Source organism: Plantactinospora sp. DSM 117369, from assembly GCF_053764795.1.
Map to the genome: position 1 here is coordinate 1,112,416 of NZ_CM132446.1, position 26,131 is coordinate 1,138,546.

At 71.2% G+C, this 26,131-nt stretch carries 23 protein-coding genes, 2 pseudogenes and 1 riboswitch; of the genes and pseudogenes, 13 read left to right on the plus strand and 12 right to left on the minus strand.

The window, feature by feature from the left end; all coding sequences use genetic code 11:
- Nucleotides 1-74: 74 nt before the first annotated feature.
- Nucleotides 75-1,511, minus strand: a complete 1,437-nt coding sequence (locus tag ACSMXO_RS05125; protein WP_455416871.1) for a TldD/PmbA family protein — start codon at nucleotides 1,509-1,511, stop codon at nucleotides 75-77.
- A gap of 112 nt (nucleotides 1,512-1,623) precedes the next feature.
- Complete coding sequence (locus ACSMXO_RS05130) at nucleotides 1,624-2,856, minus strand: RNA-guided endonuclease InsQ/TnpB family protein (protein WP_455416872.1); 1,233 nt, start codon at nucleotides 2,854-2,856, stop codon at nucleotides 1,624-1,626.
- A 25-nt stretch (nucleotides 2,857-2,881) separates the two neighbouring features.
- Here ACSMXO_RS05130 and tnpA point away from each other — a divergent pair, with 25 nt between their 5' ends.
- Nucleotides 2,882-3,298: an IS200/IS605 family transposase gene (tnpA, locus tag ACSMXO_RS05135; protein WP_455416873.1), complete on the plus strand. Its 417-nt coding sequence runs from the start codon at nucleotides 2,882-2,884 to the stop codon at nucleotides 3,296-3,298.
- A gap of 39 nt (nucleotides 3,299-3,337) precedes the next feature.
- Here the strand turns inward: tnpA and ACSMXO_RS05140 are convergent, their stop codons facing one another.
- Nucleotides 3,338-3,922 carry a Uma2 family endonuclease gene (locus tag ACSMXO_RS05140; protein WP_455416874.1) on the minus strand — a complete coding sequence of 195 codons (585 nt, stop codon included), beginning with the start codon at nucleotides 3,920-3,922 and terminating at the stop codon, nucleotides 3,338-3,340.
- A 153-nt stretch (nucleotides 3,923-4,075) separates the two neighbouring features.
- On the opposite strand from ACSMXO_RS05140, the gene ACSMXO_RS05145 reads away from it, so the two are divergent.
- Complete coding sequence (locus tag ACSMXO_RS05145) at nucleotides 4,076-4,795, plus strand: aminoglycoside phosphotransferase family protein (RefSeq protein ID WP_455416875.1); 720 nt, start codon at nucleotides 4,076-4,078, stop codon at nucleotides 4,793-4,795.
- Nucleotides 4,796-4,910: 115 nt separating this feature from the next.
- Here the strand turns inward: ACSMXO_RS05145 and ACSMXO_RS05150 are convergent, their stop codons facing one another.
- Nucleotides 4,911-5,663, minus strand: a complete 753-nt coding sequence (locus tag ACSMXO_RS05150) for a helix-turn-helix domain-containing protein (RefSeq protein ID WP_455416876.1) — start codon at nucleotides 5,661-5,663, stop codon at nucleotides 4,911-4,913.
- Nucleotides 5,664-5,938: 275 nt separating this feature from the next.
- Between ACSMXO_RS05150 and ACSMXO_RS05155 the strand changes: the two genes are divergently transcribed.
- The 7 genes from ACSMXO_RS05155 (at nucleotide 5,939) to ACSMXO_RS05185 (ending at nucleotide 12,777) form a co-directional block, all read left to right on the plus strand.
- The gene (locus tag ACSMXO_RS05155) at nucleotides 5,939-6,235 is read left to right on the plus strand and encodes a hypothetical protein (RefSeq protein ID WP_346262101.1); all 297 of its coding nucleotides are present in this window, start codon (nucleotides 5,939-5,941) and stop codon (nucleotides 6,233-6,235) included.
- Complete coding sequence (locus tag ACSMXO_RS05160; protein ID WP_455416877.1) at nucleotides 6,225-6,503, plus strand: hypothetical protein; 279 nt, start codon at nucleotides 6,225-6,227, stop codon at nucleotides 6,501-6,503. Before ACSMXO_RS05155 ends, ACSMXO_RS05160 begins: the two co-directional genes overlap by 11 nt.
- A gap of 177 nt (nucleotides 6,504-6,680) precedes the next feature.
- Nucleotides 6,681-7,757 carry an ABC transporter ATP-binding protein gene (locus ACSMXO_RS05165; RefSeq protein ID WP_455416878.1) on the plus strand — a complete coding sequence of 359 codons (1,077 nt, stop codon included), beginning with the start codon at nucleotides 6,681-6,683 and terminating at the stop codon, nucleotides 7,755-7,757.
- Nucleotides 7,754-8,779: an ABC transporter ATP-binding protein gene (locus tag ACSMXO_RS05170; protein WP_455416879.1), complete on the plus strand. Its 1,026-nt coding sequence runs from the start codon at nucleotides 7,754-7,756 to the stop codon at nucleotides 8,777-8,779. The genes ACSMXO_RS05165 and ACSMXO_RS05170 overlap by 4 nt, the downstream gene beginning before the upstream one ends.
- Nucleotides 8,780-8,834: 55 nt before the next feature.
- On the plus strand, nucleotides 8,835-9,893 hold the full coding sequence (locus tag ACSMXO_RS05175; RefSeq protein ID WP_455416880.1) for an ABC transporter permease: 1,059 nt from the start codon (nucleotides 8,835-8,837) through the stop codon (nucleotides 9,891-9,893).
- 9 nt (nucleotides 9,894-9,902) lie between these two features.
- On the plus strand, nucleotides 9,903-10,901 hold the full coding sequence (locus ACSMXO_RS05180) for an ABC transporter permease (protein WP_455416881.1): 999 nt from the start codon (nucleotides 9,903-9,905) through the stop codon (nucleotides 10,899-10,901).
- Between the two features lie 121 nt (nucleotides 10,902-11,022).
- The gene (locus tag ACSMXO_RS05185) at nucleotides 11,023-12,777 is read left to right on the plus strand and encodes an ABC transporter substrate-binding protein (protein WP_455416882.1); all 1,755 of its coding nucleotides are present in this window, start codon (nucleotides 11,023-11,025) and stop codon (nucleotides 12,775-12,777) included.
- A 112-nt stretch (nucleotides 12,778-12,889) separates the two neighbouring features.
- On the opposite strand, the gene ACSMXO_RS05190 is transcribed toward ACSMXO_RS05185, so the two are convergent.
- The 3 genes from ACSMXO_RS05190 to metH all read right to left on the minus strand — a co-directional run bounded on the left by ACSMXO_RS05190 (nucleotide 12,890) and on the right by metH (nucleotide 17,923).
- Nucleotides 12,890-13,378 (minus strand): type II toxin-antitoxin system PemK/MazF family toxin, encoded by a 489-nt coding sequence (locus ACSMXO_RS05190; RefSeq protein ID WP_455416883.1) that lies wholly within the window; start codon nucleotides 13,376-13,378, stop codon nucleotides 12,890-12,892.
- Nucleotides 13,379-13,552: 174 nt separating this feature from the next.
- Nucleotides 13,553-14,155, minus strand: coding sequence for a hypothetical protein (locus tag ACSMXO_RS05195; RefSeq protein WP_455416884.1), 603 nt, complete (start codon nucleotides 14,153-14,155; stop codon nucleotides 13,553-13,555).
- Nucleotides 14,156-14,269: 114 nt separating this feature from the next.
- On the minus strand, nucleotides 14,270-17,923 hold the full coding sequence (gene metH / locus ACSMXO_RS05200; protein WP_455416885.1) for a methionine synthase: 3,654 nt from the start codon (nucleotides 17,921-17,923) through the stop codon (nucleotides 14,270-14,272).
- A gap of 16 nt (nucleotides 17,924-17,939) precedes the next feature.
- Nucleotides 17,940-18,022, minus strand: a riboswitch (S-adenosyl-L-homocysteine riboswitch).
- 141 nt (nucleotides 18,023-18,163) lie between these two features.
- On the opposite strand from metH, the gene ACSMXO_RS05205 reads away from it, so the two are divergent.
- Nucleotides 18,164-18,589, plus strand: a complete 426-nt coding sequence (locus tag ACSMXO_RS05205) for a VOC family protein (RefSeq protein WP_455419172.1) — start codon at nucleotides 18,164-18,166, stop codon at nucleotides 18,587-18,589.
- 88 nt (nucleotides 18,590-18,677) lie between these two features.
- Here the strand turns inward: ACSMXO_RS05205 and ACSMXO_RS05210 are convergent, their stop codons facing one another.
- The 3 genes from ACSMXO_RS05210 to ACSMXO_RS05220 form a co-directional block, all read right to left on the minus strand.
- A complete protein-coding gene (locus ACSMXO_RS05210; RefSeq protein WP_455416886.1) occupies nucleotides 18,678-19,922 on the minus strand; it encodes an RNA polymerase sigma factor in 1,245 nt (414 codons plus the stop codon).
- A gap of 12 nt (nucleotides 19,923-19,934) precedes the next feature.
- Entirely contained in the window at nucleotides 19,935-20,345 is a 411-nt protein-coding gene (locus ACSMXO_RS05215; RefSeq protein ID WP_455419173.1) for a YciI family protein, read from the minus strand.
- A 107-nt stretch (nucleotides 20,346-20,452) separates the two neighbouring features.
- Entirely contained in the window at nucleotides 20,453-20,920 is a 468-nt protein-coding gene (locus ACSMXO_RS05220) for a group II truncated hemoglobin (RefSeq protein WP_455416887.1), read from the minus strand.
- Nucleotides 20,921-21,048: 128 nt separating this feature from the next.
- On the opposite strand from ACSMXO_RS05220, the gene ACSMXO_RS05225 reads away from it, so the two are divergent.
- Complete coding sequence (locus tag ACSMXO_RS05225) at nucleotides 21,049-21,876, plus strand: hypothetical protein (protein ID WP_455416888.1); 828 nt, start codon at nucleotides 21,049-21,051, stop codon at nucleotides 21,874-21,876.
- Nucleotides 21,877-22,118: 242 nt separating this feature from the next.
- Here ACSMXO_RS05225 and ACSMXO_RS05230 read toward each other — a convergent pair.
- Both ACSMXO_RS05230 and ACSMXO_RS05235 read right to left on the minus strand, forming a co-directional pair.
- A pseudogene (locus tag ACSMXO_RS05230) lies at nucleotides 22,119-24,038 on the minus strand (prolyl oligopeptidase family serine peptidase); the annotation flags it as partial.
- A gap of 123 nt (nucleotides 24,039-24,161) precedes the next feature.
- A pseudogene (locus tag ACSMXO_RS05235) lies at nucleotides 24,162-24,383 on the minus strand (peptidase S9); the annotation flags it as partial.
- 167 nt (nucleotides 24,384-24,550) lie between these two features.
- On the opposite strand from ACSMXO_RS05235, the gene mshB reads away from it, so the two are divergent.
- Nucleotides 24,551-25,567, plus strand: a complete 1,017-nt coding sequence (gene mshB / locus ACSMXO_RS05240; RefSeq protein WP_455419174.1) for an N-acetyl-1-D-myo-inositol-2-amino-2-deoxy-alpha-D-glucopyranoside deacetylase — start codon at nucleotides 24,551-24,553, stop codon at nucleotides 25,565-25,567.
- 92 nt (nucleotides 25,568-25,659) lie between these two features.
- Nucleotides 25,660-26,043 carry a hypothetical protein gene (locus ACSMXO_RS05245; RefSeq protein WP_455419175.1) on the plus strand — a complete coding sequence of 128 codons (384 nt, stop codon included), beginning with the start codon at nucleotides 25,660-25,662 and terminating at the stop codon, nucleotides 26,041-26,043.
- The last annotated feature ends 88 nt before the right edge of the window (nucleotides 26,044-26,131 follow it).

A 26,131-nucleotide genomic window follows, 5' to 3' on the forward strand; every position in this document is an offset into this window, starting at 1 on the left:
CACGCCGCAGGCTCACCTGTGCTTGTCGTTCGTTCGCGACTGCGGGGCTCGCAGACCCGGCTCACTCCTCGCGCTCACCCGCGTACTCCGACCCGCACGTTCGTGAACCGGGCGGGAGCGGCGGGGTGGCCGGTGTGGCCGATCTGGCCCGGCTGCCCCTTGCCGCAGTTCGGGGTACCCCAGGCGACGGTCTCCGAGGAGAGCATGTCCATCGACCGCCAGAACTGCGGCCCGATCCCGGTGTATGTCGGGTTGCGCAGCATCCGGCCCCGCCGGCCGTTCTTGACCTCCCAGCCGATCTCGCAGCCGAACTGGAAGTTCAGCCGCTTGTCGTCGATCGACCAGGAGCGGTTGAGGTCCATCAGCACGCCGTCGTCGGTGGCCGCGATGATCTCGTCCAGGGTGTGCGGGCCGGGTTCCAGCCCGACGTTCGTCATCCGGACCATCGGCAGTCGGGCCCAGCCGTCGGCCCGGACGCTGCCGGCGTAGTCCAGCCCGGCGATCGCCGCCGAGTCCCGGCCGGCGAGCGTGCCGACCCAGCGCCCCTCCCGGACCGCGTCGCGCTTGGCCGCCGGGGTCCCCTCGTCGTCGAAGCCGAAGCTGCCCAGCGCACCGGGGATGGTCGGGTCGATGGTGACGTTCATCAGCTCGGAGCCGTACCGCAGCGCGCCGAGCTGGTCGAGGTCCAGCCAGGACGTGCCGGCGAAGGCGGCCTCCCAGCCGAGGATCCGGTCGAGTTCGATGGCGTGCCCGACCGACTCGTGGATCTGCAAGGCCATCTGCTCGCCACCGAGGATCAGCGTGGTCTCGCCGGCCGGGCAGAGCGGCGCGGTCACCAGTTCCCGGGCCTCCTCGGCGATCCGGGCGGCGTGCGCGGTCAGGTCGAGCGAGTCGACCAGCTCCCAGCCCTGCGCGCCGTACTGGCCGCGATAGCTGGGGTAGGAGCGGCGCTGCGTCTCGCCGTCGCCGATCACCGTGGCCGAGATCCCCGCCCCGGACTCCCGGACGTGCTGGTCGATCCGGTGGCCCTCGCTGGAGACGAACCACTTGCGGGTGTCCCAGATCTGGTAGAGCCCCTCGGCCAGGTCGGCGCCGTGTTCCCGGGACGTCCCGGTGGCCCGGACCAGCAGGTCGCCCTTGTCCGACAGCGGCACCGAGAGCGGGTCGACCGCGCAGGGCGAACTCCACGACCCGGTGCTGGCCGGCACCGGCAGCAGACTGCTGCCGGGACCGGCGACCCGGCCACTCGCGGCGGCGATCCGCGCGGCCCGCTCACCCGCCGCCCGGGCCGCCGGCTCCGAGAGATCGGGTACGGCGTAGAAGCCCCATCCCGAGCCGACGAGTGCGCGTACCCCGATCCCGGCGCTCTCGTCCTGGGTGACGGACTCGATCTCGCCGTTGCGGGCGGACATCGACTCGTACCGGCGGTGCATCACCCGCGCGTCGGCGTACCGGGCCCCGGCGTCGAGGGCGGCCTGCACCGCCGCCGTCGCCACGTCGAACTCGGCCATCGGCATCTCCTCGCTGGTTCGCCCGTTCGGTGATCCGGCCGGAGCCGAATCCGATCATGGATGACCTTATGCGAGGAGGTGGGGTCAGCGCCCGGTTGACATCCTCTCCGCCCTAAAGGACGGAGATTCCCTCCACGCTGCGCGTGGAACACGCGGCGTCCGGGTGGGTTACCGCTTCCCTGCGGGCCGCCGGGACGAGTCCCGGTCTTACGTGCGCTCCACGGTCGTTTAGGCTCTCCGCCTGTCCGGCGGCGAGCACGTTGATGGCGGCGTTGACGTCCCGGTCGTGGGTGGTCCCGCAGGGGCAGTCCCACCACCGGACGTTCAAGGCCATCTTGTCGTTGATGCGGCCACACTGCGAGCACATGCGGGTGGATGGGAAGAATCGGTCCACCCGGCCGAATGTCCTGCCGTACTTCGCGGCCTTGTACTCCAGCATGGCGGTGAAGCTGGCCCAGCCCGCATCGTGCACGGATTTCGCCAGCCGGGTCCGGCCGAGTCCGGCAACGGCAAGGTCCTCGACGTACACCGCTTGGTTCTCGCGGATGATCGTCGTGGACAGCTTGTGCTGCCAGTCCCGCCGGGTGTCGGCCACGCGGGCGTGCGCCCTGGCGACCAACACGGCGGCCTTCTTGCGGTTCTGACTCCCGCGCCGCTTGCGGGAGAGGGCTTGTTGCAACCGCTTAAGCTTGCGGGCCGCACGGCGCAGAAACCTGGGCGCGGCCACCTTCGTGCCGTCGGACAGGACCGCGAAGTGCGTCAAGCCCAAATCGATGCCGACTTCCGAGTCCAGTTCGGGCAACGGCTCGTCGGTGGTCGAAACGACGAACGAGGCGAAGTACCGCCCGGCGGCGTCGGTGATGATCGCCACGCTCGACGGGTCCGATGGCAACGACCGTGACCAGCGCACCACCACGTCGCCGATCTTCGGCAGTCGTAGGTGGCCGTTGTCGAGGACCTTGAACCGGGAGTTCTTGGTGAAGCGGATCGCCTGCCGGTTGTCCTTGCGGGACCGGAAGCGGGGCGGGGCGACCTTGCGGCCCTTGCGCTTGCCGGTGACCGAGGCGAAGAAGTTACGGTACGCGGTGTTCAGATCGGCCAGGGCCTGCTGCAACACCACGGCCGACACCTCGCCCAGCCACGTCCGCTCCGGGGTCGCCTTGGCTTGCGTGATGACCTGCTTGGACAGCTCGGCGTCCGACACGTACGGCAAGCCCGCCTCGCGGGCCTGCCAGCGCAGCTTGAGACCGTCGTTGAACACCACCCGCGCGCACCCGAAAGCCCGAGCCAGGTCGATCCGCTGGCCGGGAGTCGGGTACACGCGGAACTGGTAACGGAGCTGCACGGGAAGCACCGTACCATGTTGGTCTATGGCTGAGCTTCAAGGCATCCGAACCGGCAGGCACTGCGTTTTCGCGATGCATGTCCACTTGGTTTTCGTGACGAAGTTCCGGCATAAGGTGTTCGCCGACCGGCACCTGACCCGGATGGAGGCGATCATGCGAGACGTGTGCGCCGACTTCGAGGCCGAGCTGGTCGAGTTCAACGGCGAGAACAACCACGTACACCTGCTGGTCAACTTCCCCCCAAAGGTAGCCGTGGCCCGCCTGGTCAACTCACTCAAGGGCGTGTCCTCGCGGCGGCTACGGCAGGAGTTCCCTGACCTGGTACGCCACTACTACCGGGCCAACAAACTCTGGTCCGGTTCGTACTTCGCAGGCTCCGTCGGCGGCGCACCGCGCAGCGTCGTGAAGCAGTACATCGAGCAGCAGAACCGTCCCGGTTAAGGCACTGCTCGGGCCTGGCGGCCCTCCCAGCGCGGGCCTTCACCCCCGGCCTGAAGGCCGGAGCACTGGCCCGCATTCCGGTAGCAGCTCCTCCGGCCGGATTTCCGCCACGACCGGCTCGGCGAGCCGCAGGACGTCACCGGGCTTGGCCACCGCGTGCTCGACGTAGTGCGTGCCGTCTAGACGGTGCAGCCGCAGAGTGCCGGTGTCCTGCTCGACCAGCAGATACCACGGGATCCGGGCGGTGGCGTAGTAGTGCATCTTCAGCACCTTGTCGGTGGCGGCGTTGCTGGGCGAGCTGATCTCGCAGACCAGCCGTACCGCCGTACCGTCAACGACCAGCTCGTCGAAGTCGATCTCGCCGGTGACCACCAGGTCGGGGATCGGAATCCGGCCCGGCTGCAGTCGTACGTTCACCGCCTCCAGCACATGTAGTCCGACGGCACGCACGGCCGGCCGGAGCGCCGCGCGGATCTCGCCGGAAATGTGCTGGTGGCGAGGGGTGGGGGCAGGTGTCACGTGGAGGCTCCCGTCGAAGAGTTCGACGCGATCCCGGGTCTCGCCGAGGGCGAGGTACTCCGCTTCGGTCCACGGCCCGCCGTGCTCGAACACCGCTGCGGTCATGGTCACCTCCGGTCCGTCGTCGCGGTCTTGTCGGTTCGCCTCCCGTACGGCGCCAGTCTGGCACAGCGGTCGGACACGCAGGAGGTGCATCGGGTCACCGTACGTGAGATCGGGGACCTCCTGTCAGCGCGCCTGTCCCGGCATGATGGTGTGGTGGTTGACGGGCCCTTGACCGGCGGGCACAACGCCCGGGAGGTCGTGCGGATCGGCGACACCGTCCGGCGCAGCCGTGGCTCCGGGGCGGGGTTCGCCGCGCAGGTGCTGACCCACCTGGAAGCGGTCGGGTTTCCCTACGCGCCCCGTCACCTGGGGGTCGACGAGTTCGGCAGGGACATTCTCAGCTTCATCCCAGGAGTCACCACCGACCACCCGAGCCAGCGAGCCCCGGGCGCGTACGCGCAGGGCGGGCGGATGCTGCGCGCGTTGCACGACGCCACCGCCGGCCACGCCCTGGCCGGCGCACACGAGTGCGTGATCCACGGCGACCCCGGCCCGTTCAACACCATTTTCCAGTGTGGGCGCCCGGCGGCCTTCATCGACTGGGATTCCTGCCGCCCGGGCCAGCGGCTCGACGATCTCGCCTATCTGGCGTGGACCTGGTGCATCCAGTCACTCGGCAACGTTCCCATCGAGCAGCAGGCGAAGCACCTGCGGGAACTGCGGGACGCGTACGGCCCGGTCGAACCCGAGCAGTTGCTCGACATGATCGTTACGAGGCAGACCCAGATCGCGGAGACGGAGACCGTGAACGCGAGCAACCCCGCGCTCACGCCCACCCGCCGCCACCACGCCACCGCGGCCGTCACCTGGGCGACAAACGACCGCGCCCTCGTGCACCGATACAGGCAAACGCTCCTAACGGCGCTCTCCTAGCCTCCACCCGTCCTCCCGCTAGTTCAGCGAAATAGTCCCTTCCGGCCTGTGCTGAAGGCACTCTTTCCCTGTAACAGTGCGATTCACGGCAGCTAAACGTCTGCTCGCTGCTGGCTCAGTCCGGCGGTCGGTTGTAGTGGTCCATCGTGGCCTTGTTGGTCGAGGCGTCCTGGAAGACCAACTCCCAGGGGCCAGTGTTGATGTCCATGTCCTTGCCGAATCCGACCCACTTGCCGGTCATCCGCCGACCGGTCGGCTCGACCAGCATCTGGATCGCCCCGTGATAGCGCCCGCCACGGTAATAGCCACTCGGGTCGGTCTGCTCGATCCAGGTACCCGTGACGACGCTGCCGTCGATCGTCATGTCGATGGTGAGCGAACCCTCTGCGGTGTTCGGCAGGCTGCGTACCGTCAGTCGGTCGCCGTGCTGCAACACGACCACGTAGTGCTGGCCGACGAACGCCTCGTCCCGTCCGCTGGAGAAGTACTCGTACCGGCTCAGCCAGATGCCTGAGTAGTTGCGGTAGGGACTGCCCTGTGAGGCCGGTGCGGCGGCGGGCATCACCGGAGCGCCGGTCGGCGATGCGAGATCGTGTCCGCCCTGACCGTCTGGCGTCACGCTGGCGTACGCGGCGGCAGTGAAGCCCAGAGACTCGATGGGCAACCCGGTGACCACCTCCAGCGCACGTGCGTAGACGGGCCGGGGGGCAGTGATCGAGCCCGACTCCCAGCGCTGTACAAGTCGCTTGTTGGCGTCGTTGGGCTGGCCGGCTCGACGGCCGGCGTCCTGGAGAGCGCGGGCGAAGTCGTCCTGACTCATCCGCATGCCCAGTCGGACGGCTCGAAGAGCACTGTTCGGCGCGGTCATACGGTCACCGTAACGCCAATGTCGCCGGAATGTCGCCCCAAATGACGCTGGTTCGTCGCTGCCACTGTCGTCGCGCATGGTGATGCAGTGGCCACATTCTGTGTTTGCTGCTGCGTCGGGTGTCCTGCCCGGCGCGAGGTTTGGTGTGGCTCTAGGGCAGGAAGGAGAGGAAGGATGCTGAAGCGAACCCGAGGATGGATCTGGTTGCGGCAGCGCAGAGTGCGTGACTATCGGTGGGACGGGCGTCGGTGGGTACGGGTGCCGGGGCCGAAGCGATGACGACGAAGCCCCCGCACATCAGCCCGCCCGAGATCCCCGAACTGCCCGCCGGGACGCTGCTGCGGCTCCGGTCCGGGGACTGGTACCACATCCACGATCTGCCCTGCACCGCGTACTGCGACATGACGGTGACCAAGGTCCATGCCGGGGTGACCCGGGAGGACGGCGGTCATCTCTGGGTGTGGGTCACCGGCCATGACCATCCGACCTGCTCGTGGTCGTCGGTGGAGCCGCACGCGCCATGCATCGAGTTGATGGTCCGCCTCGACGTGCTCTGCCGACATGCCAGGTGAGCGTCCCTCGCCGGCCGACATCCTGGATGCCGCGCGGCGCGTCATCAGGGCACACCAGAACAACGCGTGTCCGCGCTGCATACCGGGCGGCTGCCCGGCGGACGAGTGGGCGGCGGTGACGCTGTTCGAGGATGCGGTGGCGGCGGGGCCGCGTGGCCCGAAGAGTCTTGACGACGTACGCCGGATCGCCGACCGGATCCGGAGAGACATCGACGGTGCCGAGGTGGCGGGCGGGGTCGACAGGATTGGATCGGACCCATTTGAATAGGGCGATGCACCGGTCCTCCGGCCGAGGAAGCCCGGCGTACCGGGAAGATCGGCACCTGTAGCTTATTTTCGCCCTCTGGACTCTGCTGTAGGTTACCTTCACGCTCCCCGGGGTCGGCGTGGCTCGGGCCGGGCGAGCGGCGGAACGGGTGACCGAGCAGGAAGAGGGAGGGCGCTGGTGGGAACGCCGGCATCAACAGCGTCGTCCGCGCCCCCGACGGACGAGGCGTACCTGCGGGTGCGGGATCTGCGGGTGCGGTTCCGCACCGAGGACGGGGTGGTGCGGGCGGTCGACGGGCTCTCGTTCGCCGTGCAACGGGGTCGCACCCTGGGCATCGTCGGTGAGTCCGGCTCGGGCAAGAGCGTCACCAGCCTCGCCGTGCTCGGGCTGCACGACCCGAGGCGTACGGAGATCAGCGGCGAGATCCTGGTCGGTGGGCGGGACATCGTCGGGTTGCCCGACGCCGAGTGCCGCAAACTGCGCGGCCGGGACATGGCGATGGTCTTTCAGGATCCGCTCTCCGCACTGCATCCCTACTATCCAGTGGGGCGGCAGATCGCCGAGGCGTACCGGGTGCACCATCCCGGTGCCGGCCGCCAAGCCGCCCGGCGACGTGCGGTTGACATGCTGGGCCGGGTCGGCATCCCACAGCCGGAGCGCCGGGTCGACGACTACCCGCACGAGTTTTCCGGCGGGATGCGCCAGCGGGTGATGATCGCGATGGCGCTGGTCAACGACCCCGATCTGCTGGTCGCCGACGAGCCGACCACCGCGCTGGACGTCACCGTGCAGGCGCAGATCCTCGACCTGCTGGCCGACCTGCAGGCCGAGTTCAACTCGGCGATCGTGCTGATCACCCACGACCTCGGGGTGGTCAGCCAGGTCGCCGACGACGTACTCGTGATGTACGCCGGCCGGGCCGTCGAACACGGCAGCGTCGAGCAGGTGCTCCGCCGGCCGCAGCACCCGTACACCTGGGGGTTGCTCTCCAGCGTGCCGTCGTTGCACGGCGACGCGGACGCGGACCTGGTGCCGATCCGGGGCAACCCGCCGAGCCTGATCCACCTGCCGCCCGGCTGCGCGTTCCACCCCCGCTGCCGGTACGCCGACCGGACCGGCGGTCGCTCCTCGACCGAGGTACCCGAGCTGCTGCCGGTGGCCGAGGCCGGTCACCTGGTCGCCTGCCACCTGTCCGAGGCCGACCGGCAGCGGTACTACGCCGACGAGATCGCCCAGGTGGGGGTGGCACCGTGAGCGCGCGGACAGAGGTGGCCTCGGGGCAGCCGGCCGGGGCCGTGGGCGATCCGCTGCTGACCGTGACCGGGCTGACCAAGCACTTCCCGGTGCGCTCCGGGTTGCGCCGTCGTAGCCTGGTGCGCGCGGTCGACGGGCTGGACTTCGAGGTACGGGCGGGGGAGACCCTCGGCCTGGTCGGCGAGTCGGGCTGCGGCAAGACCACCACCGGCCGGCTGCTGGTCCGGCTGCTGGAGCCGACCGCCGGCAAGATCGTCTTCGAGGGGCGGGACATCACGCACGCCTCCCGGGGCGAACTCCGGCCGCTCCGCCAGGACCTCCAGATCATCTTCCAGGACCCGTACGCCTCGCTGAACCCCCGGCACACCGTCGGGCGGATCGTGGCAATGCCGTTGCAGGTCAACGGAGTCGTCCCGCCCGGCGGGGTGCAGCAGCGGGTACGCGAGCTGCTCGAACTGGTCGGGCTGAACCCCGAGCACTACAACCGCTATCCGCACGAGTTCTCGGGCGGCCAGCGGCAGCGGATCGGGATCGCCCGTGCGCTGGCCCTGCGGCCGAAGCTCGTCGTCGCCGACGAGCCGGTCTCCGCGCTGGACGTGTCGATCCAGGCGCAGGTGGTCAACCTGCTCCGCGACCTGCAACGGGAGCTGGATCTCGCCTTCGTCTTCATCGCACACGACCTCGCCGTGGTCCGGCACTTCTGCCAGCGGATCGCCGTGATGTACCTCGGGAAGATCGTCGAGACCGGGGACCGGGTGGAGATCTACCAGCGGCCACGGCATCCGTACACCCGGGCGCTGCTCTCCGCCGTACCGGACGTGACGAAGTTGGGGCCGGCGGGGCGGATCCGGCTCACCGGGGACGTACCGACGCCACTGGATCCGCCGTCCGGCTGCCGGTTCCGGACCCGCTGCTGGAAGGCCCAGGAGATCTGCGCGGCCCAGGAGCCGCCGCTCACCCCGTACCCGGGCGGTGGCGGCGCGGTGGCCTGCCACTTCCCGGAGGAGGGCGATCTTCCGTGAGCGCGAGGAATGAGCCGGGTTTGCGAGTCCCGCAGCGCGAACGAAGGCGAGTACCGTGAGTGAACAGCAGATCGCGGCGCAGGTCGGGGCGGTCGCGGCCGGGGTCGGCCCGGTGCCGCCGGTTCCGGAGGGCGTACCGGACGGCACGCCGCCCGACGGGAGCGTCACCAAGGCGGTCGAGCCGGACGGGTTCGTCGGCCGGTCGCCGGGGCAGCTCGCCTGGCGGCGGTTGCGCCGGGACAGGGTGGCGCTGGTCAGCGGGGTGGTGCTGGTCTTCTTCGTGCTGCTGGCGGCGGCCGCGCCACTGGTGGCCCGGCTCTACGGCAAGGGGCCACAGGAGCGGTTCCCGGAACGCCTGGACCGCAACGGGTTCCCGCTCGGCTACGCCGGGGTCTCCGGTGAGCACTGGTTCGGCATCCAGCCCGGGATCGGCCGGGACATCTTCATCCAGGTGGTCTACGGGCTGCGTACCTCGCTGATGATCGCCTTCACCGCCGCCGTGTTGACGATCGCGCTCGGCGTGGTGATCGGCATCGTCGCCGGGTACGTCGGCGGCTGGGTCGACGCCGTGATCACCTGGATCATCGACCTGGCGCTGGCCTTCCCGTTCTACATCTTCTGCTTCGCGTTCGTGCCGCTGGCGGTCAACCAGTTCTACGGGCCGCGCGACGAGGTGGCGTCCTGGTTCCGACCCGCGCTGCTGGTGTTGATCTTCGTACTCTTCAACTGGACCATCTCCGCCCGGCTGGTCCGGGGACAGGTGCTCTCGCTGCGCGAGCGCGAGTTCGTGGAGGCGGCCCGCGCCTCCGGGGCGGGACTGGGGCACATCCTGTTCCGGCAGCTCCTGCCGAACCTCTGGGCCCCGATCCTGGTGACCTTCTCGCTGAACGTGCCGGCCCTGATCACGGCGGAGGCGGCGCTGTCGTTCCTCGGCATCGGGGTGCTGGAGCCGACTCCCGACCTGGGCCGGCTGATCAACGACAGCGTGCGCTACATCCGGGACGTACCGAGTTTCACCATCGTGGGCGGGACCACGCTGTTCCTGCTGGTGCTGGCGTTCAACCTCTTCGGCGACTCGCTGCGCGACGCGCTCGACCCGAAGTCGAGCAGGTAGGAGGCGTCCGTGCTGCGATTCGTGGTCAAGAAGGTACTGCTGGCGCTGAGCACCCTGCTCGCGGTCAGCGTGATCACCTTCGGGATGTTCTTCGCGGTGCCCAACAACCCGGCCGAGCTGATGTGCGGGGACAGCAAGAACGTGTGCAGCCCGGAGCGGATCGAGATGATCGAACGCCGGATGGGGCTGGACAGGCCGATCCCGGCGCAGTACGGCGAGTTCATGCGGGGCATCTTCGTCGGCCGTACCATCGGCGCCGGCGAGACCGCCCGGGACTGCCCCGCGCCCTGCCTCGGCTTCTCGTTCCGCAACGACGAGCCGGTGACCGGGATCGTCGGGCGTACCCTGCCGGTGACCCTCAGCATCGTCTTCGGCGCGGCCCTGGTCTGGCTGGTGCTGGGCGTCTCGATCGGGATGGTCTCGGCGTTGCGCCGGGGGACCGCCTTCGACAAGCTGGCGGTCGGCACGTCGCTGATCGGCGCCTCCATGCCGATCCTGCTCTTCGGGCCGCTGCTGCTGATCGGCCTAGTCTACGAGACCGGCATCCTGAGCTATCCGCGCTACACCCCGCTGACCGAGAATCCGGTGGCCTGGGCGTCGGCGATGCTGCTGCCCTGGTTCGCGCTCGGCTTCCTCAACTCCGCCACCTACGCCCGACTCTCCCGGGCACAGATGCTCGAGACCCTCTCCGAGGACTTCGTCCGGACCGCGCGGGCCAAGGGACTGTCCAAAATCACCGTGTACGGCCGGCACGCGCTGCGCGCCGCGATCACCCCGATCATCACCATCGCCGGGCTGGACCTCGGCGCCTACCTCGGCGGCACGGTCATCACCGAGACGGTCTTCGGGTTCACCGGGCTCGGCCGGACGGCGCTGAACGCGGCGCTCAACCTGGACATGCCGATCGTGATGGCGACGGTCCTGCTCGCCGCCGTCTTCGTGGTCGCCGCCAACGTCCTGGTCGACGTGCTGTACGCGGTGGTCGACCCCCGGGTCCGACTCGGATGAGCCCAAACGTTGTCCCATCGTTACTGCTATGAAACTTACCTTCAAGTCTGCTTGAGTGAATATTTCCTTCAACAGATCGACGCCGATCCGACCTGCGGGAACGAGACCAGGAGGAATTCCTATGCGACCCAGGCTCGCGGTGGCCGCGACGAGCGCCGCGCTCGTGCTCGCGACCAGTGCGCTGGCCGCCTGCTCGGAGAACACCGGCGAGAACGGTGACTCCGACAACGGCGGCGGCAAGCAGTTCACCAGCTCGATCGCGACCGACCCGAAGGACTCTCAGGGGCCGGCGGCCGAGGTGCCCGGGGCGAAGCCTGGCGGCACCTTGAAGATCATCCAGGAGCAGGATTTCGAGCACCTGGACCCGCAGCGCACCTACACCTTCGCCGGGATGTCGATCCAGCAGATGTTCGTCCGGACGCTGACCGTCTTCAGGGAGGACAGCAACGGCAACGTGCTGCTGGTCGGGGACCTCGCCACCGACGCCGGCAAGGACGTGAACAAGGACTGCAAGACCTGGGAGTACACCCTCAAGGAGGGGGTGAAGTTCGAGGACGGTGCGCCGATCAAGGCGGCCGACGTGGCGTACGGGATCGCCCGCTCCTTCGAGGAGAGCATCGACGGCGGGCCGACGTACATCCAGGAGTGGCTGGCGGACAACCCGACGTACAACGCGACCTACAAGGGGCCGTACACCTCGGGCACCGACAGCGTCCCCGGGCTGACCGTCAAGGATGACCGGACGCTGGTCTTCACCTTCGCCAAGCCGCACTGCGACCTGCCGTTCGCGCTGTCGCTGCCGACCTCGGTGCCGGTGCCGAAGGCCCAGGACACCCGGACCGAGTACGACCGCCGGGTGGTCTCCTCGGGGCCGTACAAGATCAAGGAGTACGTCAAGGACACCCGGTTCGTCCTGGAGCGCAACCCGAACTGGGACCCGAAGACCGACCCGCTGCGGCACGCCTACCCGGACGGCATCGAGGTCGAGATCGGCCCGAACGACACCGCCGCGACCGAGCGGGCGCTCGCCAGCCAGGGCGCCGACCAGTTCGCCGTGGCCTGGGAGGAGGTCCCGCAGGCGCTGGTCAACCAGGTGCTGGGCGACTCCTCGCTCGGTGAGCGGACGCTGCGCAAGACCGCCCCGTCGGTCTGGTACCTGAGCATCAACAACGACCGGATCAAGGACGTCAAGGTCCGCCAGGCCATCGCGTACGCGATCGACAAGCAGGGCATCCTCGCCACCCAGGGCGGCGACGCCGCCGGCAAGCTGACCCACACCCTGCTGGCCGACACCACCATCGGCCGGACGGAATACCCGAACCCGTACGACGGCGGGCCGACCGGCAACCCGGAGAAGGCCAAGGAGCTGCTCGGCGGGCAGAAGCCCAAGCTGGTCTTCATGTCCCGGAGCACGGCCTTCGGTCAGCAGACCGCGCCGATCGTGGAGCAGAGCCTGGAGCGGGCGGGCTTCGACGTCACCGTGCAGTACGTCGAGGACCACAACCCGACCGCCCGGACCCGGGGCAACCCGTACGACATCTACCTGTCGAACTGGGCGGCGGACTGGCCGAGCGCGGTGTCGACCATCCCGGTGCTCTGGGACGGCCGCAAGCTCGGGCCGCAGGGCAACTCCAACGTGTCGTACTTCAACGCCGACGACGTGAACGCCGAGATCGACCGGGTGAGCAACCTGCCGGCCGGCGAGGCGGGTCCGGAGTGGGCCAAGCTCGACCAGATGATCATGGAGAAGTACGTCCCGGTCGTGCCGATCTACCAGGACAACGCCTTCCTGGTGACCGGCGCCAAGGTCGGTGGCCTGATCATCTCAGAGCAGTTCGGCATCCCGGTCTTCTACAACAGCCACATCAAGCAGTAGCCGGGTCCGTGTGGGCCCTCTCCGGTCAAGACCGGAGAGGGCCCGCACGTCTCTGCCCACCGGGCCGACGGCGATTCCGTGGCTGGCGACAGCCGGGAATCGGGGCGGTGGGTCAGCGCCAGCCGTACTTGGCGCGGAGGGCTCGGCCGACCAGGTCGAAGCGGGCCCGGTCCAGCACCGCGCCCTCCCGCCGGATGCTGTCCTCGCGCATCGTCAGGACCCGGTCGAGCCGGATCCAGCTCGGCCGGTTGTCCCGGTCCCACTCGCCGGGGCCGAGGGCGAGCCAGTGCCGCTGGCCGTCCCGCTCGCTCTTGCTGGAGAGCATCAACCCGAAGAGGGTCCGGCTGACCCGCCCGACCACCAGCACCGGGCGGTCCTTGCCCTGGCGCGGATCGTCCTCGTACGACACCCAGGTCCAGACGATCTCGCCCGGATCGGCCTGCCCGTCCAGCTCGGGGGCGTAGACCAGCTCTCGACGCTGCAACGCGGAGACCTGGCGGCGCCGCGCGGGCTGGGCCGGGATGGGACCAGTGGTGCGAGCGGGGGTACGCCGAGCCACCCGGCTGACGGTCGCCGTCACGCCCTTCCAGAGATTCGCCACGGCGGAACCCTACCCGGCGTCGTCACGCCGGTCCGGTCCGCCTCAGCGGGTCGGTGGTGTCCAGTCGGGATCGCGGCCGGCGAAGCCCAGCGCCCGGTCGAACGGCGGTGCGTCCGCCGGCACCGGCACCACCGGCCCGAACAGCCCGTCGCGGCCGGCGACGGGGGTGCCCGGTCAGCCGATCCGCAGCACCAGGTCGCGGAGCCAGACCGACCACCGTGGACTGTCGTGTACCCGTTCCGGCACGAGGTAGCGCTCGTGGTCCACCCGGCGGATCACCTCGTCGCGTACCGGCAGCAGCACGATCTCGACGCTGAACGGGCGTATCGACCGGCCCAGCGACGCTTCGACCTGGCGTACCACGTCGGTGGTGGTCGACGTACCCGGCCCGGGCCGGCCGAACGAGTCGCGTTGCCGGGCGATGTGCCAGTCACGGGCCTCCGGCCAGCGTTCCGCGACCACCCGGCGCAGTGCCGGCCACGGTGCCAGGCCGAGCGGATCCGGAGTGTCGTCGGCGGGCTCCAGGTCGGCGCGCGGTTGCGGACGCTGTCCCGCCGGGTCGACCAGCGAGAGCCACCAGCCGAGCCATTCCGCGCCGGGGACGAAGCCGAGCGAGCTGGCCGGCGCCGGAAGCTCGTCGAGATCCAGCGGGCCGGGCACCAACCGGTGTGCCGGCACCTCGATGCGCTCGCTCGCCCGGATCCACAATGCGCAGTCGACCAGGTAATCCCACCTGCGGATGCCGATCCGCCAGGAGAGCGGGCCTCGCAGTTCCACCGGCGTCTCCTCCCGTCAGCGGCGCCACTGACCAGGGTAGTGAGCCGAACGGGGGATAGGCGGAGGCAAATGAGTGGATGTCGGATCGGCCGATAGGTGGGAGGCGGTGCTGGATCACTGCTCGGGGTCGTACCCCAGATTGGGGCGGAGCCAGCGCTCGATCTCGGCGACCGGCAGACCCCGCCGTGCCGCGTACTCCTCGACCTGGTCCCGCCCGAGCCGGCCGACGGTGAAGTACCGCGACGACGGGTGCGCGAAGAGCAGGCCACTGACGCTGGCGGCCGGGGTCATCGCGTACGACTCGGTCAGGCCCATCCCGAGCGCCTCGGCGTCGAGCAGGTCGAACAGCTCCCGCTTCAGGCTGTGGTCGGGGCTGGCCGGGTAGCCGAGGGCGGGACGGATCCCCCGGAACCGCTCGGCGTGCAGGTCCTCGATCGCCGGGTCGGCGTCCGGCTCGTACCAGTCCCGCCGGGCCCGCAGGTGCAGGTACTCCGCGAACGCCTCGGCGAGCCGGTCGGCCAGCGCCTTGACCATGATCGCCCGGTAGTCGTCGTGCCGTGCCTCGAAGCCGGCGGCCAGCTCCTCGGCGCCGTGGATCGTCACCGCGAAGCCGCCGAGGTGGTCACCGGCCGGGGCGAGATAGTCGGCGAGGCAGCGGTTCGGCCGGCCGGCCGGCTTGGTGGTCTGCTGGCGCAGCATCGGGAAGCGGGCCCCGGCCTCGCCGGTCAGCACGATGTCGTCCCCGTCGGCGTGCGCCGGCCAGAAGCCGTACGACCCGACGGCGGTCAGCGAGCCGTCCGCGATGATCTGGTCGAGCAGGGTGTTGGCGTCGTCGTAGAGTTCCCGGGCCACCGGCTGGTCGAGGATCGCCGGGAACTTCCCCTTCAACTCCCAGGCGAGGAAGAGGAACTGCCAGTCGATCATCTCGCGCAGCGCGGTCAGCTCGGGCCGGACCACGCGTACGCCGGTGAAGGCCGGCACCGGCAGGTCGTCGAAGCCGACCTGTTCGCGGTTGTCCCGGGCCTGGGCGAGGGTGAGCAGGGGTACCCGGTCCCGTCCCTCGTGCTGCTCGCGCAGGCGCTGCTGCTCGGCCCGGTTGCGTACGTCCAGCTCGGCGGCCCGCTCCGGATTGAGCAGGTCGGAGACGACCCCGACCACCCGGGACGCGTCGAGCACGTGCACGGTACTGCCGTCGTACGCCGGGGCGATCCGGACCGCGGTGTGCTGTCGTGAGGTGGTCGCCCCGCCGATCAGCAGCGGCAGGTTCATGCCCCTCCGCCGCATCTCGGTGGCGACCGCCACCATCTCGTCCAGGGACGGGGTGATCAGCCCGGAGAGCCCGATCGCGTCGGCGCCCTCGGCGATCGCGGTGTCGAGGATCTTGGCGGCCGGCACCATCACGCCGAGGTCGACCACGTCGTAGTTGTTGCAGCCCAGCACCACGCCGACGATGTTCTTGCCGATGTCGTGCACGTCGCCCTTGACCGTCGCCAGCACCACCTTGCCCTGGCCGCGGTTGGTGTCGAGCCGGCCCTCCGCCCGGGCCTGCTCCTTCTCCGCCTCCATGTACGGCTCCAGGTAGGCGACCGAGCGCTTCATCACCCGGGCGCTCTTGACCACCTGGGGCAGGAACATCTTGCCGGAGCCGAAGAGGTCGCCGACGATCTTCATGCCGTCCATCAGCGGCCCCTCGATCACGTCGAGCGGGCGGTCGGCCTGCTTGCGCGCCTCCTCGGTGTCGGCCTCGATGAAGTCGACGATGCCGTGCACGAGCGCGTACGACAGGCGCTCGGAGACCGGCGCCTCCCGCCAGGCGAGGTCGACGGTGCGCCGGGTGCCGGAGCCGCTGACCGTGGAGGCGAAGCTGACCAGCCGGTCGGTCGCGTCCGGTCGCCGGTCGAAGAGCACGTCCTCGACGAGTTCCAGCAGGTCGGCGGGGATGTCCTGATAGACGGCGAGCTGACCCGCGTTGACGATGCCCATGTCCAGCCCGGCGCGTACGGCGTGCAGCAGGAACGCCGAGTGCATCGCCTCGCGTACGACGTCGTTGCCGCGGAACGAGAACGACAGGTTGGAGATGCCGCCGCTGGTCCGCGCCCCCGGGCAGCGCTCCTTGATCTGCGGGAGCGCGTCGATGAAGGCTTTGGCGTAGCCGTTGTGCTCGCTGATGCCGGTCGCCACGGCCAGTACGTTCGGGTCGAAGACGATGTCGGAGGGCGCGAACCCGGCCCGCTGGGTGAGCAGGTCGTACGCCCGGGCACAGATCGACACCTTGCGTTCGGCGGTGTCGGCCTGGCCGAGCTCGTCGAAGGCCATCACCACCACCCCGGCGCCGTAGTCGCGGATCCGCCGGGCCTGCTCCAGGAACGCCTCCTCACCCTCCTTGAGGCTGATCGAGTTGACGATCCCCTTGCCCTGTACGCACTTCAGCCCGGCCTCCAGCACGCTCCACCGCGAGCTGTCGATCATGATCGGAATCCGGGCGACCTCGGGCTCGGTGGCGATCAGGTTGAGGAAGGTGGTCATCGCCCGCTCGCTGTCGAGCAGGTCGGCGTCCATGTTCACGTCGAGGATGTTGGCGCCGCCGCGTACCTGCTCCAGCGCCACGTCGACGGCGGCCTGGTAGTCGTCGGCCTCGATCAGCCGGCGGAACCGGGCCGAGCCGGTGACGTTGGTCCGCTCGCCGATCATCACGAAGCCGGTGTCGGGGCCGATGGTGAACGGCTCCAGCCCGCTGAACCGGGTGGCGCTCGGCACCGCCGGCACCGGCCGGGGCGGTTGGCCGGCGACGGCCTCGGCGATCCGGGCGATGTGCTCGGGGCCGGTGCCGCAGCAGCCGCCGACGATGTTGACCATGCCGGCGTCGGCGAACTCCCGGAGCAGCCGGCCGGTCTCCTCGGGCTGCTGGTCGTAGCCGCCGAACGCGTTCGGCAGCCCGGCGTTGGGGTGGCAGGCGACGTAGGTGTCGGCCAGCCGGGCCAGGTCGGCGACGTGCGGGCGCATCTCGGCGGCGCCGAGCGAGCAGTTCACCCCGACCGCCAGCGGCTCGGCGTGCGCGATCGAACTCCAGAACGCCTCGACGGTCTGCCCGGAGAGGGTCCGGCCGCTCAGGTCGACGATGGTTACCGAGATCCACAGCGGCAGGTCCGGCGCGACCTCCCGGGCGGCCGCGATCGCGGCCTTCGCGTTCAGCGTGTCGAAGATCGTCTCGATCAGCAGGATGTCGACGCCGCCGTCGGCCAGCGCCCGGATCTGCTCCGCGTACGCCTCCCGGACGGTGTCGAAGGAGACCGTCCGGAAGGCCGGGTCGTCGACCCGGGGCGAGAGCGAGAGGGTCACGTTCAGCGGCCCGACCGAGCCGGCGACGAACTTGCCGCCCGCCTCGTCGGCCGCCTGCCGGGCGAGTTGGGCGCCGCGCAGGTTCATCTCCGGGACCAGCGCCGCCAGGCCGTAGTCGGCCTGCGCGATGCTCGTCGCGGTGAAGGTGTTCGTCGAGGTGATGTCCGCGCCGGCCGCCAGGTAGCGCCGGTGTACGTCGAGGATGACGTCCGGCCGGGTCAGGTTGAGCAGGTCCGGGTCGCCGGTCACGTCGTGCGAGTGGTTGGCCAGCAGGTCGCCCCGGTAGTCGGCGGGGGTGAGCCCAGCGCCCTGGAGCATCGTGCCCCAGGCGCCGTCCAGCACCACGATCCGCTCGGCGAGCAGGTCCCGCAGTGCTCGGGTGCGCGCCGCCCGCGTGCCGGTGCCGCTCGAAGTCGTACCCGTACCCATTGGCCACCTCCGTCGTGGAACGGAGGCGCCCTTGGAGAAGATCAGTCCTCGGGTCGAGCGTGGCGGGCGTCACCACCCGTTGCAGCGCCTCTCGACCCGGGGATCGAGACTACCGGAAAGGACCCGACGAGGCCGAAATCTTCGCGCAGTGTGGGACGGCGGCGCCGGACCCGGTCTTGACCTGAAGCGCGGTTCAGCTTGCAGGCTTGATCGTCCAACCGGAAGGAGTTTCTCTTGACGATCGACCCGAAAGCCCACCTCCGGCTCGCCCGGCCGACCGGGGATTCCGCCGCGATCGAACGCTTCTACGTCGCCGGGCTCGGCCTGGAGGTGCTGTACCGGGGCTTCGGCAACGGTCCCGGGGAGCACGACCTGGTGATGTTGGGCTGGCCCGGAGCGGGATGGCACCTGGAGATCGTCGGCGGGACCCACCTCACCGTGGCCCCGGCGCCGACCGCCGAGGACCTGCTGGTGCTCTATCTCGCCGGGCCGGTCGACGACGCCCTGGTCGCCCGCCTCGAAGCGGCCGGCGGCCGGCGGGTCTCCCAGGGTCCGTACTGGGATCACTGGGGGGTCACCTTCGAGGACCCGGACGGCTACCGCCTGGTGCTCTGCACCCGCTCCTGGGCGAACGCCGGTGATGGTCGCACTACTTCCGCAAAATAGTGCCCTCGCCGACTCACCTGGCTCACTACTTCGCGGAAACAGCACGATCTTCGCCATCGGGGAGGCGACCCGGACGGACCGGTGCGGGTCAGCGGTCGCCGGTGAGGCGGTCGGCGCGGCCGTTCAGGTAGCGCTGCTGGGCCAGCCCGGTCGCCCGGCGGGCCGCCGCCCGGTACGCCTCGCGGGCCGCGGCCCGGTCTCCGGCCAGCTCCAGCAGGTGTGCCCGGACCGCGTACATCCGGTGGTCGTCGGCGATCCGGTCGTCGGCGGCGAGCCGGTCCAGCAGGTCGAGCCCGGCGCGCGGCCCGGAGGCCATCGCCACCGCCACGGCGTGGTTGAGCGCCACCACCGGATTGGCGGCGATCCGCAGCAGCACCTCGTAGAGCGCGACGATCTGTGGCCAGTCGGTCGCCTCGGCACTGGGCGCCTCGTCGTGCAGGGCCGCGATCGCCGCCTGCACCTGGTACGGCCCGGCCGGCCCGTTCGGCAGCGCCGCGCTGACCAGGGCCACCCCCTCGGCGATCAGCCCGGCGTCCCACCGGCCCCGGTCCTGCTCCGCCATCGGGATCAGCGCGCCGTCCGGACCGGTACGCGCCGGCCGCCGGGCGTCGGTGAGCAGCATCAGTGCCAGCAGCCCGGTCACCTCGGCGTCGTCGGGCAGCATCCGGTGCAGCATCCGGGCCAGCCGGATCGCCTCGGCGGAGAGCTCGGTGCGGTAGAGGGTCGGGCCGGACGTGGTGACGTACCCCTCATTGAAGATCAGGTAGAGCACGTGCAGCACCGCGTCGAGCCGCCCGGCGCGCTCGGCCGCCGGCGGCATCCCGAACGGGATGCCGCTGTCCCTGATCCGCTCTTTGGCCCGGCTGATCCGCCGGGTCATGGTCGACTCCGGCACCAGGAACGCCCGGGCGATCTCCGTGGTGCTCAGGCCGCCGACCGCGCGCAGGGTCAGCGCGATCTGCGAGGCCGCCGAGAGCGCGGGATGGCAGCAGAGGAAGAGGAGTACCAGCGTGTCGTCGGAGTCCGACGGCGCCCGGTCGGCGGCCGGCGCCAGCCACTGCTCGGGGAGTGCCCAGCGTGCCACCCTGTCCTCCCGACGCTGCCGGGCCTGCTCGGCGCGGAGCAGGTCGGTGAGCCGGCGTGCCGCGACGGTGATCAACCACGCCCGGGGATTCTCCGGTACGCCCTCGCCCGGCCACTGCGTGGCGGCGGCGAGCAGCGCCTCCTGCACCGCGTCCTCGGCGGTGTCGAAGTGCCCGTACCGGCGGACCAGCGCGCCGAGGACCTGCGGCGCCAGGTGACGCAGCAGGTCCTCGACGTCGTTTCCCGGCACGCTGCGGCCGCCCTACAGATCCTCGATGCCCTCGGCGATCGGCCGGATGTCGACGTACCACTCGTTGGTCAGGGTCGCGTCCTCCGGGTGCGGCGTTCTCGCCAGCTTCGCCGCGATCTCGGTCGCCCGGTCGAAGCTGTCGCACTCCACGATCGTGTAGCCGGCCAGCACCTCCTGGGTCTCCGGGTACGGCCCGTCGGTCACCACCGGCACCCCGTCGCGCAGTGCGATCCGTCGGGTGTGCACCGGTGCGGTCAGCCCCCGGGCGTCGACGAACTCGCCCGACTCCACCAGGTCGTTGTTCCAGGCCGCCATGAACTCGTGCAGCGCGGCCATGTCCTCCGGCGACCAGGCCGGCGAGCCGTCGCTGCCCTTGCCCGCCATCGCGTCGTAGTCGCGCTGGGATCCGCTCATCATGATCATGTACTTCACGGTGACTCCCTCTCCGGTCGGCACCGCCTCCGGTGCCTGCTCGCTGGAGACGTCGGGGCCGGCGGACGGTTCCGGACATCCGCCCGGGCGGGTTTTCGCTACGCCGGTCCGCCGCTCTGCAGGCCGTCCCAGGACCAGCGGGGGACCGGCAGCTCGGCCGGCACCCGGCTGCCCGGCGGCCCGTACTCGAAGACCTCGTCCACGGCCCACCGCAGATAGCCCAGCAGGCTGGCCCGGAACTCCGGATCCTCGGGAAGCCCCGCGTCCTCGACCGCCTGGGCGAAGCAGCGGACGAACCGGTCGCCCAACTCCGGCTCCATGCCCTGTTCGGCGTGGATGCCGAGCATCGCCGAGTGGCCGCCGTACGACTCCGAATAGCGGGGCGGCCCGCCGAAGACCTCGACCCAGTAGCTGGCCAGCCGGGCCACGTGCTCCGGGTTGCGGTCGGCGTGCGAGAAGGGGTGGTTGAGCACCGGGTCCTGGAGGCAGCGCCGGTGATGCGCGGCGGCAAGTGCCAGGAAGGCCGGCTCGCCGCCGGCGTACTCGTAGATCGAGGGCCGAATCATGGGCGGATTCTCGCACCTCAGCCCGCCGGAACACCGTCCTCGGCCAGGCTGCGCCGCCGGGTACGGGACACCGCGCTCCAGCACCGCCCGGTGGGAACCCGGGCGCCCGCACCGGCCGTCTCAGCGGGATGCGCTCACTGATCCGGGTTACCGGCGGCCTCGCCCCGGCCGTCGCGGCGGTCTGCCTGCTCGGCCTGCTCACCGGCTCGGCACCCGGGTTCCACCCGGGTACGGTGCCGGAGCCGCCGGCCGACCCGGGCACGCTGGTGCTCCAGTTGCGGGAGTGGCGGAGCATGACCGCACCGTACGAGCGGGCGGAACCGCCGGAGTTCACCCTCTACGGTGGCGGCCGGGTGATCGCCGGAGGCCACTGGGAGGGCTCGGTGTACCAGGCCCGCGAGTACGTCCTCGCCCCGGACCGCTACCGGCAGATCTACCGGCTGGCACACGCCGCCGGTCTGGCCCAGGCCCGCCATCTCGACGAGCCGGTGCCCGCCACCGACGGCTCGTTGCTGGTCGTCTCGTTGCGCTCGGCCGGACGGTCGCACACCACCACCATGGTGTCGCCGTCCGAGCGGGACACGGGGGCACGGCGCCGGATAGTGGAGTTCCGCCGGAACGTGCGGGTCCTCGCGCTGCCGGCGGACCGGACCCACGGCGCCGGCTACCGCCCGACCCGGCTGGCCGTACTCGCCACGGGTGGCTGGGGTGCGCCGGGGGACACCAGCCGGTCGCGGCCGTGGCCGGGCCCTGATCTCCTGGCCGGGCTCCGTACCCGGGTCGGTCTCTGCACGCTCCTCGACCCGGCCGGCCCCGACGCCGAGACGGCGACGCTGGTCCGGGCCGCACCGCTGGCGACCCGCTGGCGCAGCGGCGGGCAACTGCTCAGCGTCGCGATCCGCCCGTTGCTGCCCGACGAGTACGACTGCGTCGACCTCGACCGCCGCACCCCGTGACCGACGGCCGGGTGGCCGCAGTGCTCCGGCTCTCGGGCCGTTCCGGTTCCCGGGCCGTTCCGGCTGTTCCGGTTCCCGGGCCGTTCCGGCTGTTCCGGTTCCCGGGCCGTTCCGGCTGTTCCGGTTCCCGGGCCGTTCCGGCTGTTCCGGTTCCCGGGCCGTTCCGGCAGAGGATCCTGCGGTAGGAACCGGCGGGAGCTGCTGCCGTAAGGACCGGCAGGAGGTGCCCCCGGAGGAACCGGCTACAGGTGCTGCCGGAGGAAGTGGAGTTCGAGGGCGAGCAGCCGCTCGGCGGTGCCACCGGCGGCCATGTGGGTGGCACCGGTCAGCGGGATCACCGAGTGCGGGCGGCCGGCGGCCAGCAGCGCGGCGGAGAGCCGCAGGGTGTGCGCGGCCACCACGTTGTCGTCGGCCAGCCCGTGCACCAGCAGGATCGGCCGGACCTCGTCGGGGGTCCGTACCGGCTCGGCGGCGAGTTCCAGCAGCGAGTGGTGGGCGTACACCTCGGGGCTGTCGGACGGTGTCCCGAGATAGCGCTCGGTGTAGGCGGTGTCGTACAGGCTCCAGTCGGTGACCGGCGCGCCGGCGATGGCGCACCGGAACAGGTCGGGCCGGCGCAGTACCGCCAGCGCGGCCAGCCAGCCCCCGAACGACCAGCCCCGGATCGCCACCCGGCCGAGGTCCAGGTCGGGGTGCTTGCCGGCCAGCGCGGTCAGCGCGTCCGCCTGGTCGGCCAGGATCACGTCGGCCAGCCGCCGGTGCACCACCTTCTCGAAGGACGGCGCCACGCCGGGGGTACCCCGGTTGTCGATGGTGACCACGGCGTAGCCGGCGTCGGCCCACCACTGCCGCTCCAGCCACGCCGACCGGGCGGCCACCACCTCCTGATGGCCGGGGCCGCCGTAGACGTCGAGCAGCACCGGCAGCCGGCGGCCGGCGACGTGGTTGCCGGGATAGACCACCGCGGCCGGCAGCCGGCGGTCGGTGACCCGTTCCAGCGCGGGCCGGGGCGCGTACGGCGGGGTCGCGGCGAGCGAGCGCAGCGTGCCCACCTCACGGTCGCCCTGCCACACCGTCCAGGTGCTGCCGGCCGCGTCGAGCGAGCGGGACTGCACCACGAGTACGTCGCCGCCGACCGTCCCGCTGTGCCAGCCCGGGTCGCCGGTCAGCCGCCGGGCGTCGATCCCGCCGGCCCCGATCGCGGTACGCACCCGGAACAGGTGCTGCTGGCTCGGCTCGCCGTCGCTCCCCTCGACCAGCAGGTCGGGGCTGCCGTTGCGGTTCGGCAGCCAGCCGACCACGCGGCGGACGTAGAGCGACGGCGGGGTGAGCAGGGTGCCGTCGGCGAAGAGGCAGCGGGCGTCGTACCCGTCGTGCGCGAGTTCGCCGCCGACCAGTACCCGGCCGTCGGGCAGGTGCCGGGGGGTGCCGGCGACCGGGTCGACCCAGCGCGGGTCGGCGAGTTCGGCGTGCACCTGCGTCTCGCCGGTACGCGGGTCCACCGCCAGCACCAGGCCGTGCTGCTGCAACCGGCGCAGTACGGTGATCAGCGGCCCGGTCTCGGCCCACTCCACCGAGACCAGGTAGGGATAGGTCTCCCGGTCCCAGTGCACGTCGACCCAGCCGCCGTCCAGGTCGAGCAGGTGCAGGCTCACCTCGGCGTTCGGCCCGCCGGAGCGCGGGTACGCCACCGAGCGCGGCGGGCTGGCCGGGTCACCGGGGTCGTGCAGGTGCCAGCGGGGCAGCCGGGACTCGTCGACCCGGGCGGCGAGGATGGAGCGCCCGTCCGGCGCCCACCAGTAGCCCCGGAACCGGTCGAACTCCTCGGCCGCGACGAACTCGGCCAGCCCCCAGGTGACCCCGGCGTCCTCGCCGGCCAGCAGGGTGTCGGTGCCGTCGGAGTCGACCACCCGCAACTGCCCGACCCGGTCACCGTCACCGGCGGCGTCGGTGACGTAGGCCAGCCGCTGGCCGGTCGGGTCGGGTCGGGGGTCGACCACCAGGCCGGCCACGGCGACCTCGACCACGTCGCCGTGCACCAGGTCGGCCCGGAACAGCCGGCCGTCGAGGGCGAAGACCGCGACCCGGGCGGCCGGGTCGGTGGCGTAGGAGGCGATGCCGGAGGCGCTCAGCCGGAGCCGTTCGCGCAGCGCCCGCTCGGTCGAGTTCGGCGCGCCGGCCAGGTCGGTGCCGACGGCCGGCCCGGCACCGGCGGCGCCGGCCGGGTGGGCGCCGGCGGCGGCCGCCGCCAGGTCGGTGGGGTCGGCGACCGGACCGGTCCCGGTCGGGTCGGTGTCGGCCGCCGGGTCGGCGAGCAGGTCGGCGGGGTCGGCGACCAGCCGTTCGGTGCCGTCGGCGACGTCCAGCATCCAGAGCGCGTCGACCGGGTCGGTGGGGCCGCCGGAGCGGAGGAAGACCACCCGCGAGCCGTCGCTCGCCACCGTCACGGCGCGCGGCGCGCCGCGGCTGAACCGGCGGGTACGGGCGGCCAACTCCGGGTAGTCCACATCGTGATCGTAGAGCCGGGCGGTCGGTGATGTGGCGGAGCCGCGCATCGCCGCCCGGTCGGGTACCGGTAGCGGGGTGATCACTCTTCGGAGGCGACGACTAACTCCCTGAGTAGGGTGAGCCGGCCCGGCCGCGTAGAGTTGCCCGGGTGACGAACCCGAACGAGGTGGCCGTCCCGGCCGAGGAAGCCGAGCCGTTCGGTTCCGCCGATCCGGCCCGGCCGGCCCGGCGGCTGCTGCTGGTGCACGCGCATCCCGACGACGAGGCGATCGGCACCGGCGCCACGATGGCGTACTACGCGGCGGCCGGCGCCGGGGTCACCCTGGTCACCTGCACCCTCGGCGAGGAGGGCGAGATCCACGTACCGGCGCTTCACGGGTTGGCCGCCACCGAGGCCGACCAGCTCGGCGGGTACCGGATCACCGAGCTGGCCGCCGCGTGCGCCGCGCTCGGCGTACGGGACCACCGGTTCCTCGGCGGCGCCGGGCGGTACCGCGACTCGGGCATGATGGGGCTGCCCACCAACGACCACCCGCGGGCCTTCTGGCGGGCCGATCTCGACGAGGCGGCCGGCCACCTGGTCGAAATCATGCGCGAGGTGCGCCCGCAGGTAGTGATCACTTACGACCCGAACGGCTTCTACGGGCACCCCGACCACATCCAGGCGCATCGGGTGGCGATGCGGGCGGCCGAACTCGCCACCGCCGGCGGCTTCGGACCGGACAAGATCTACTGGACGGCGATGCCGAGGAGCGTGCTGGAGGCGGGTCTGGCCGCCTTCGCCGACGCCGCCGACAACCCGTTCGCCAGCACCGAGCAGGTCGACGACCTCCCGTTCGGTACTCCGGACGAGCAGATCGCGGCCCGGATCGACGGCACCGACCAGCACGCCGCGAAGGAGGCGGCGATGCGGGCGCACGCCACGCAGATCCCGGACGACTCGTGGCTCTACTCGATCGCCAGCAACTTCGGCGGCGAGTTCATGGGTGTGGAGTACTACACCCTGGCCGTCGGCTCCCGGGGCCCGGGCTTCGGCCCGTACGGCTGGGAGGACGACCTCTTCGCCGGGCTACCGGCGGCGGAGGCGACTGCACCGGTCCCGGCCGGCGATGTCCGGCCCGGTGCGACCGCCGTGGTCCCGACGCCCCCGACCGGTACGCCGGCGGAGGCGGGCGCGCGGTGAGTCTGCCGAGCCCGTCCGTGTCCACCCCGCCGGAGCTGGAGCCCGTCCCCCCGCCGCCCGCCGAGCCGTCGGCGGCGCACCGGGCGGTCGACATGGTGCTGCGGGTGGTCGGTGGCGTGGTCGCGGTGGTGGCCGCGGCGGTCACCGTCGTGCTGGAGCTGATCCTGTCGACGCTCCGGGTGGGCGGTGTGCTGATCGGGGTGTCGGTGCTGGTCACCGTGCTGGCGAACGTGGCGCTGGGCTGGTTCGCGCCCCGGGTGGTGGGGCGGCGCTGGGCGCTCGCGCTGCCCGCCGTCGTCTGGTTCGCCCTGATGGTGGTCGCCGTCGGCGGCACCTCCGAGGGTGACGTGTTGATCGCCGCCAACAACTGGGTCGGGCTGGTGATGATCTTCGCTGGCTCGGTGACCTTCGCGGTCATGGGTTTCCGCATAATCATGAATCCGCGCGGCTCCGAGTCCCCGCAGCTCCGGCTCTGACCCCCGGGGCCGCAACGGCTCCTCCCCGCTCCGATCCGCGCCCGCTCGCACCATGGATCCACTCAGCCACGGGTGGTAGAAATCTGTG